5 protein-coding genes and 1 pseudogene are annotated in these 7,080 nt (G+C 61.8%); 1 reads left to right on the top strand and 5 read right to left on the bottom strand.

Going from position 1 to position 7,080, the window contains the following annotated elements:
• The 5 genes from serA to glmM all read right to left on the bottom strand — a co-directional run.
• Nucleotides 1–1,496 (bottom strand): phosphoglycerate dehydrogenase (gene serA / locus EN964_RS19035; protein WP_127276623.1); only part of this gene is annotated, 1,496 nt, incomplete at its 3' end.
• A 67-nt stretch (nucleotides 1,497–1,563) separates the two neighbouring features.
• Nucleotides 1,564–2,739 carry a phosphoserine transaminase gene (locus tag EN964_RS19030; protein ID WP_127267136.1) on the bottom strand — a complete coding sequence of 392 codons (1,176 nt, stop codon included), beginning with the start codon at nucleotides 2,737–2,739 and terminating at the stop codon, nucleotides 1,564–1,566.
• A gap of 205 nt (nucleotides 2,740–2,944) precedes the next feature.
• A complete protein-coding gene (locus EN964_RS19025; protein ID WP_127267137.1) occupies nucleotides 2,945–3,709 on the bottom strand; it encodes an outer membrane protein in 765 nt (254 codons plus the stop codon).
• Between the two features lie 208 nt (nucleotides 3,710–3,917).
• Nucleotides 3,918–4,754, bottom strand: a complete 837-nt coding sequence (locus EN964_RS19020) for an outer membrane protein (RefSeq protein ID WP_127267138.1) — start codon at nucleotides 4,752–4,754, stop codon at nucleotides 3,918–3,920.
• A gap of 271 nt (nucleotides 4,755–5,025) precedes the next feature.
• On the bottom strand, nucleotides 5,026–6,378 hold the full coding sequence (glmM, locus tag EN964_RS19015) for a phosphoglucosamine mutase (protein WP_127267139.1): 1,353 nt from the start codon (nucleotides 6,376–6,378) through the stop codon (nucleotides 5,026–5,028).
• Between the two features lie 367 nt (nucleotides 6,379–6,745).
• Here glmM and EN964_RS19010 point away from each other — a divergent pair.
• Nucleotides 6,746–7,080: pseudogene (locus EN964_RS19010) on the top strand (hypothetical protein); the annotation flags it as partial.

The following is a 7,080-nucleotide window of genomic DNA, read 5'->3' as shown; positions in this document are numbered from 1 at the left end:
AACATCGCCAACTTCCAGCCCGGCCGGTTGCGGCCGAGCTGGAAGTTGGCGATGTTGACGCCGTTCTCGCCGCAGACGGTGCCGAGCAGGCCGATGATGCCCGGCGCGTCGGCATTGGTGGTGTAGAGCATGTGCTGGCCGACCTCGGCATCGAGGTTGATGCCCTTGATCTGGATGAAGCGTGGCTTGCCATCCGAGAAGCATGTGCCGGCGATCGAGCGCGTCATGTGCTCGGTCTTCACCGTAAGCTTGATGTAGCCGTCGAACACGCCCGATTTGTCGCGCTTGACCTCGGCGACGATGATGCCGCGCTCCTTCACCATGATCGGCGCCGACACCATGTTGACGTCGGAGACCTGAGGCCGGATCAGCCCGGCGAGTGCGGCGCTGATCAGCGCGCGCGTATTCATCGTCGCGGTGGAGCCGTCGAACAGGATCTCGACCTCCTTGATCGGATCCTCGGTGACCTGGCCGACGAAGGCGCCGAGCACTTCGGCAAGCTTGACGAAAGGCTTCAGCCGCGGCGCCTCCTCGGCGGTGATCGACGGCATGTTGATGGCGTTGGAGACGGCGCCCTTGATCAGATAGTCGGCCATCTGCTCGGCAACCTGGAGCGCGACATTCTCCTGGGCCTCCGTCGTCGAGGCGCCGAGATGCGGCGTCGCCACCACATTCTCCATGCCGAACAGTTCGTTGTTCTCGGCCGGTTCGACCTCGAAGACGTCGACGCCGGCGCCGGCCACCTTGCCGCTCTTCAGCGCCGCGATCAGGTCGGCCTCGACGACCAGCCCGCCACGAGCGCAGTTAATGATGCGCACGCCCTTCTTCATCTTGGCGATCGCCGCGGCATCGATGATGTTGCGCGTCTTGTCGGTCAGCGGCGTGTGCAGGGTGATGAAATCGGCGCGGGCGAACAGTTCGTCGAGCTCGACCTTGTCGACGCCAAGCTCCTCGGCACGGCTGTCCGACAGGAACGGGTCGAACGCGATGACGTGCATCTTGAGGCCAACGCCGCGCGTCGCGACGATCGAACCGATGTTGCCGCAGCCGATGACGCCCAGCGTCTTGCCAGTGATCTCGGCGCCCATGAATCGGTTCTTTTCCCATTTGCCGGCATGGGTCGAAGCGTTGGCTTCCGGTATCTGGCGGGCAAGCGCGAAGATCATTGCCACCGCATGTTCGGCTGTCGTGATCGAATTGCCGAACGGCGTGTTCATCACGATGATGCCCTTGCGGCTTGCCGCCGGGATATCGACATTGTCGACGCCGATGCCGGCACGGCCGATGACTTTGAGATTGGTAGCGGCGTTGATCAGTTTTTCGGTGACCTTGGTCGCCGAGCGGATGGCGAGGCCATCATACTGGCCGATCACTTCGGCGAGCTTTTCCTTGTCCTTGCCGAGATCGGGCAGATAGTCGACCTCGACGCCACGATCCTTGAATATCTGCACGGCGGTGGGGGAGAGTTTGTCTGAGACGAGAACGCGGGGCGCCATGGCGGCCTCCTTGAAATGGATTTGATCCTGATGGGAATGGGCGACCCGAAGGCCGCCGCGAATGATCTCAGGCCGCCGCTTTGAGCGACGCCTTCTGCGCGGCGAAGGCCCAGTCGAGCCAGGGCAGCAGCGCCTCGAGATCCGACGTCTCGACCGTCGCGCCGCACCAGATGCGCAGGCCGGGCGGTGCGTCGCGATAGGCACCGATATCGTAGGCGACGCCTTCCTTGTCGAGCACCGACACCAGCCCCTTGGCGAAAGCCGCCTGCCCCTCGGCGTCGAGCGCGGACACGTCCGGGTCGGTGAAGGACAGGCAGACGGACGTGTTCGACCGTGTCGCCGGCTGGACGGCGAGATGACCGAGCCAGGAGGATTTGCCGACAAAGCGATCGAGGACGGCCGTATTGGCATCCGCCCTGGCGATCAGCGCGTCGAGACCGCCGGTCGACTTCGCCCAGTTGAGCGCATCGAGGTAATCCTCGACGCACAGCATCGAGGGGGTGTTGATGGTCTCGCCCTTGAAGATGCCTTCGATCAGCTTGCCGCCCGAGGTCAGGCGGAAGATTTTCGGCAGCGGCCATGAAGGCTTGTAGGTCTCCAGCCGCTCGACGGCGCGAGGCGACAGGATCAGCATGCCGTGAGCGCCCTCGCCGCCCAGCACCTTCTGCCAGGAGAAGGTGACGACATCGAGCTTTTCGAAGTCGAGCCTCTGCGCGAATGCGGCGGAAGTCGCATCGCAGACGGTCAGGCCCTTGCGGTCCGCGGGAATGAAATCGCCGTTCGGCACGCGCACGCCCGACGTGGTGCCGTTCCAGGTGAAGACCACATCGCGGTCGAAATCGATCTTGGTGAGATCAGGCAGTTCGCCGTAGCCGGCTTCGATCTTGCGCACGTCGGCGAGCTTCAACTGCTTGACCACGTCGGTGACCCAGCCGGAGCCAAAGCTCTCCCAGGCGACCATGTCGACGCCGCGCTCGCCAAGCAGCGACCACAGCGCCATCTCGACCGCGCCGGTGTCCGACGCCGGCACGATGCCGATGCGGTAACCCGCCGGGACCTGGAGAATTTCCCGCGTCAGCTCGATCGCCTGTTCGAGCTTGGTCTTGCCGATCTTGGCGCGGTGGGAACGGCCGAGCGCGGCATTGTTCAGCGCCTCGACCGACCAGCCGGGACGTTTTGCACAGGGACCTGAGGAAAAATTGGGGTTTGCCGGACGGAGTCCGGGCTTCGTATGCGTCGTCATCGTGGTCTATCCTTCCAGATAGTGGCCCCTCGTTGGGGAGGGGTGGCCCACGGACGGCGATATGCGTTCAGACTTCGGGCGTCAAGAGGAAAGTTTTTGTCGCTGCCGGGATACCGGCGATCCCTGATCAGGATGTCGTGACTTCAGACGCAAACGGCGGACCCCGAAAGATCCGCCGTCTGCGTTTTCGTGCATGCCGTACCTACTACCAAAGATCGTAGCGCAGCCCAAGCTTGACCTGATGATTGCTGATCCCCTTGCGGATCGGATAGGAATCTAGGCTCTCGGCGGCTACATATTCGGCGTCCGGGGCGGAGAAATACTGATAGCCCAGGTCGACGGAAACGTTCTTCGATACCTGATAGGCGAGGCCCGCATTCAGCGTGTAGGCCAGCGAGTACTGGGTCTTGCTGTCACTTACAGCAAAATCGTCCGTGTCGTCGCCATTGTCGGTGAAATAGCTTGCCGACAGGGTGCGCTTGCTGCGGACGATGCCGATACCGGCGCCGAGATAGGGTGTGATGCCGACATAGGTGCCAAGATCGACATAGCCGTTGAGTATGCCCGACAAGGCGTAGTTCTTAAGGGATGCCGACGCCACGGTCGGCTCTGCGGCAGTCGCTGAATCGTCATAGCCGACGCCGATCTCGTTGCCGGGCAGATAGCCGAGATTGAGGTCGGCGCGCAGATAGTCGTTGAAATGGTAGCCGAAGCCGATGCTGGCAAAGATCGGATCTTCCTTGTCGCTGAAGGCTGCGGTTTCGGTGGCGAAATCATGATTGTCGAAGCTCTTCTGCGCCAGATAGGAGACGTCGCCGCGCAGATACCAGCCGGAACCGACCTCGACCGGGACGTAGTCGGGCGCCTGGTCGACATAGATCGGCGGATCGTAGTCGGCCGCGTGCACCGGCGTCAGCGGCAGGAAGGCCAGTGCACCGAGCGCCAGCGCCATACGCGATGTAAGTTTCATGGTCCCCGACTCCCGAATTTGGCGCAGCCCGCAATCGCAGCGGCAGCCATCGTTTCAAGGAGCATTGTTAACCATAGTGGTTAAGTGCCGGTTAAGGCTAACAGAGCGTTAGCGAATTCATTTCCCCTGTCGATTCCAGGCGGCCCAACGAAAAACCGCCCGGCTGAGGCCGGGCGGTTTGTGAAGAATGCAAGTAATGTAGATGCTGTTACTTGGTGTAGATCGGCTCGGGTTCGGGCTGGTAGGCCACGACCGGCGCGGCGCAACCGTTGCTGCCACCGAACTGGTAGCGCAGGCCACCGCGCACTTCGTGCGTGTTGATGCCACGATCGAAGCCGGGACCGGAGCTGGTGATGTTCCAGTCGAACATGCGGCCGCCCTGAATATGGGAGAAGCGGTAGCCGGCATCGAGAATGATCTTGTCGGTCAGGCAGTACGAAGCGCCGGCCATCAGACCGTAGGCGAAACGCCAGCTTGATCTGCCGGGATTGAACTCGGTGGTGTTCGGGTCATAGACATCATCCCACTTGACGCGGGCGCCGCCGATGCCGGCGCCAACGTAAGGCGTGATGCCATGGTAGGTGCCGAGATCGACATAGGCGTTGGCAAGCAGCAGCAGGGCGCTCATCTTCGATACTTCGGTCGAAGTACCGTTGATGTCCGAGGTGCCGCCGTTGAAGTTCGACTTGAACCAATAGTCGGCCGTCAGGTCGGTCCGGAAGTGGTCGTTGATCTTGTAACCAACGCCGGCACCGAGCGAGAAACCGCCCTTGAGCTTGCCGAAATCGAAACTTCTGGTGCCGGGCGTGACCGTACAGTTACAGGGATCGACGGTGTAGGTCATATAGTCGATGCCGCGCACGGTCGACTTGTGATAATCGATATCGCCGCGGATATACCAGCCGCCGACCTCGACCGGCTGCTCGTAGATGGCCTGAGGCGGAGCCTCTTCAACCATCGGCTCCGGCAGATCGGCCGCGAACAACGGCCCTGCCAACCCTGCGAACAGGAAGGCGAGCAGGGCCTTTCTTGCTGTCTTGAACATGCTTGTCACCCCTGAGAAGCTCGGAACGGCGAACCCGCCCGAAATGCGATTGGCTTTCAGTCGTGGATAATGAATTGCAAAGGTTAAAAGGCGTTTAACCCTGTTGCTTAACCACGAATCTCGAAACTTCTAGGGATAGGCGCGAGATTTACGGACACCGAACAAAGTGGCGGCTGACAAGAAAAAGCCCGCCGAGGGGCGGGCCTTGGACCGGTTAAGGGAGCGCGGCGCGCCTGGTTGTCAGATCCACGTCCTGCTGGACGCGCTGGGATCAAGCGGCGCTGCGCGTTTCCGAGATGATGTCCACTATGCCATTGACCACGGACTCGACCAGTTGCGGGTCGTCGCCTTCGGCCATCACGCGGATCAGCGGCTCTGTCCCTGATGGCCGGATAACCAGCCGTCCGGTCTTGCCGAGGCGGTTGCGGGCGTCTTCGATGGCGGCCTTGACCGGCGCCTCCTCAAGCGGCTTGCCGCCGGAAATGTGGACGTTCTTCAGGAGTTGCGGCACGGGTTCGAATTTCTTCGACAGTTCGCTGACCGGCCGCCCCTGCCGCTTGATGCAGGCGAGCACCTGCAGCGCCGAGACCAGGCCGTCGCCGGTCGTCGAAAAGTCGGACAGCACGATATGACCCGACTGTTCGCCGCCGACATTCAAGCCATGCGCACGCATATGCTCGACGACATAACGGTCGCCGACCTTGGTGCGGTGCAATTGCAGCTTCATGTCGCCGAGGAAGCGTTCGAGGCCCAGATTGGACATCACGGTTGAGACGACACCACCGCCGGCAAGCCGCCCGCTCTGGTGCCAGGATTCGGCGATCAGCGCCATGATCTGGTCACCATCGACGATCGCGCCGTTTTCATCGACGATGACGACACGATCGGCGTCGCCGTCGAGCGCGATGCCGATGTCGGCGCGCACTTCGTGCACCTTCTTTTGCAGGCCGGCCGGATGGGTCGAGCCGCATTCCTTGTTGATGTTGAAGCCGTTGGGCTCGACATTGATGGCGACGACTTCGGCGCCCAGTTCCCACAGCGCCTCGGGCGCCACCTTGTAGGCCGCGCCATTGGCGCAATCGACAACGATCCTCAAGCCGGCGAGCGACATCGAGCGCGGCAAGGTGCGCTTGGCGAATTCGATGTAGCGGTCATGCACGCCGTCGACGCGCTTGGCGCGGCCAAGCCCGTCGGAATCGGCGAGCGCCAGTTCGATATCCTTGTCGAGCATGCTCTCGATGCGCTCCTCGATTTCGTCGGAGAGCTTGTAGCCGTCGGGTCCGAACAGCTTGATGCCGTTGTCGTAATAGGGGTTGTGCGAGGCCGAGATCATGACGCCGATATCGGCGCGCAGCGAACGCACCAGCATGGCGACAGCCGGCGTCGGGATCGGGCCGAGCAGGAACACGTCCATGCCGGCGGCACAAAGACCGGCGACCATGGCATTCTCGATCATATAGCCGGAAAGCCTGGTGTCCTTGCCGAGCACGACACGATGTCGATGGCTGCCGCGCTGGAAGGAAAGGCCGGCGGCCATGCCGACCCGCATAGCGATTTCAGCCGTCATCGGAAACTTGTTGGCGCGTCCGCGAATGCCGTCCGTGCCGAAATAATTCCCTGCCATGCTAGTCAGCTTCCTCGACGTTTCTTCCCCGGCACGTCATGCCACAATTGGCCAGGGCGCTATGATCACATTGTGTGATTATACGTTACCAATCCTTAGAAAACCATTGTTGTGCACTGCACACACGTGGCCGCAACCTGACATGCCCAGACTGCCATGTTGCAATATACAAGTCATGCGAGCCTTTCAGCGCGGATGCACCAGGAAAATCTTGCTCTGAACCAGACAACGGACAACGATTTCATCACCTTATCGGGAGAAACCGGTTTTCGGCGATATATACGCCACTTAGCATCTGGCGCAACCGCCCGTTGAGCGATATTGATCTGCAGGGACGTATCATGGGCTGCTGCAACGGAGAAACGCTATGCTCATCCACCGACTTGCCACTTTGACCGGCCTCGCCGTCGCGACCTTGTTCCTGGCCGCGCCAGCCAACGCACTGACGATGGCCGAGTGCAGCACGAAATACAACGCCGCCAAGGATGCGGGGACACTCGCCGGCGCGACCTGGAACCAGTTCCGCAAGGCTCAGTGCGGCACCGACGCCGCCGCGACGACCGACGCCAAGCCGGCCGATACCACGAAGGCTGCCGAGACGAAGCCGGCCAAGGCAGCCAAGGCTGCCGCCGCTGCGGACGACAGCACGGCCAAGGGCCTGACGGCGAAGGAATGCAGCACCAAATACCAGGCGGCGAAGGC

The organism is Mesorhizobium sp. M7A.F.Ca.CA.001.10.2.1, from assembly GCF_003998575.1.
Classification (GTDB): Bacteria; Pseudomonadota; Alphaproteobacteria; order Rhizobiales; family Rhizobiaceae; genus Mesorhizobium.
Note: the sequence above shows the minus strand (reverse complement) of the source record. Positions and strands in the feature narration are given on the sequence as shown.

What these genes read in the sequence shown, in the direction of transcription:
- glmM (WP_127267139.1), bottom strand. Translation starts at nt 6,378, where the DNA reads ATGGCAGGGAATTATTTCGGCACGGACGGCATTCGCGGACGCGCCAAC.
- EN964_RS19025 (WP_127267137.1), bottom strand. Translation starts at nt 3,709, where the DNA reads ATGAAACTTACATCGCGTATGGCGCTGGCGCTCGGTGCACTGGCCTTC.
- EN964_RS19030 (WP_127267136.1), bottom strand. Translation starts at nt 2,739, where the DNA reads ATGACGACGCATACGAAGCCCGGACTCCGTCCGGCAAACCCCAATTTT.
- EN964_RS19020 (WP_127267138.1), bottom strand. Translation starts at nt 4,754, where the DNA reads ATGTTCAAGACAGCAAGAAAGGCCCTGCTCGCCTTCCTGTTCGCAGGG.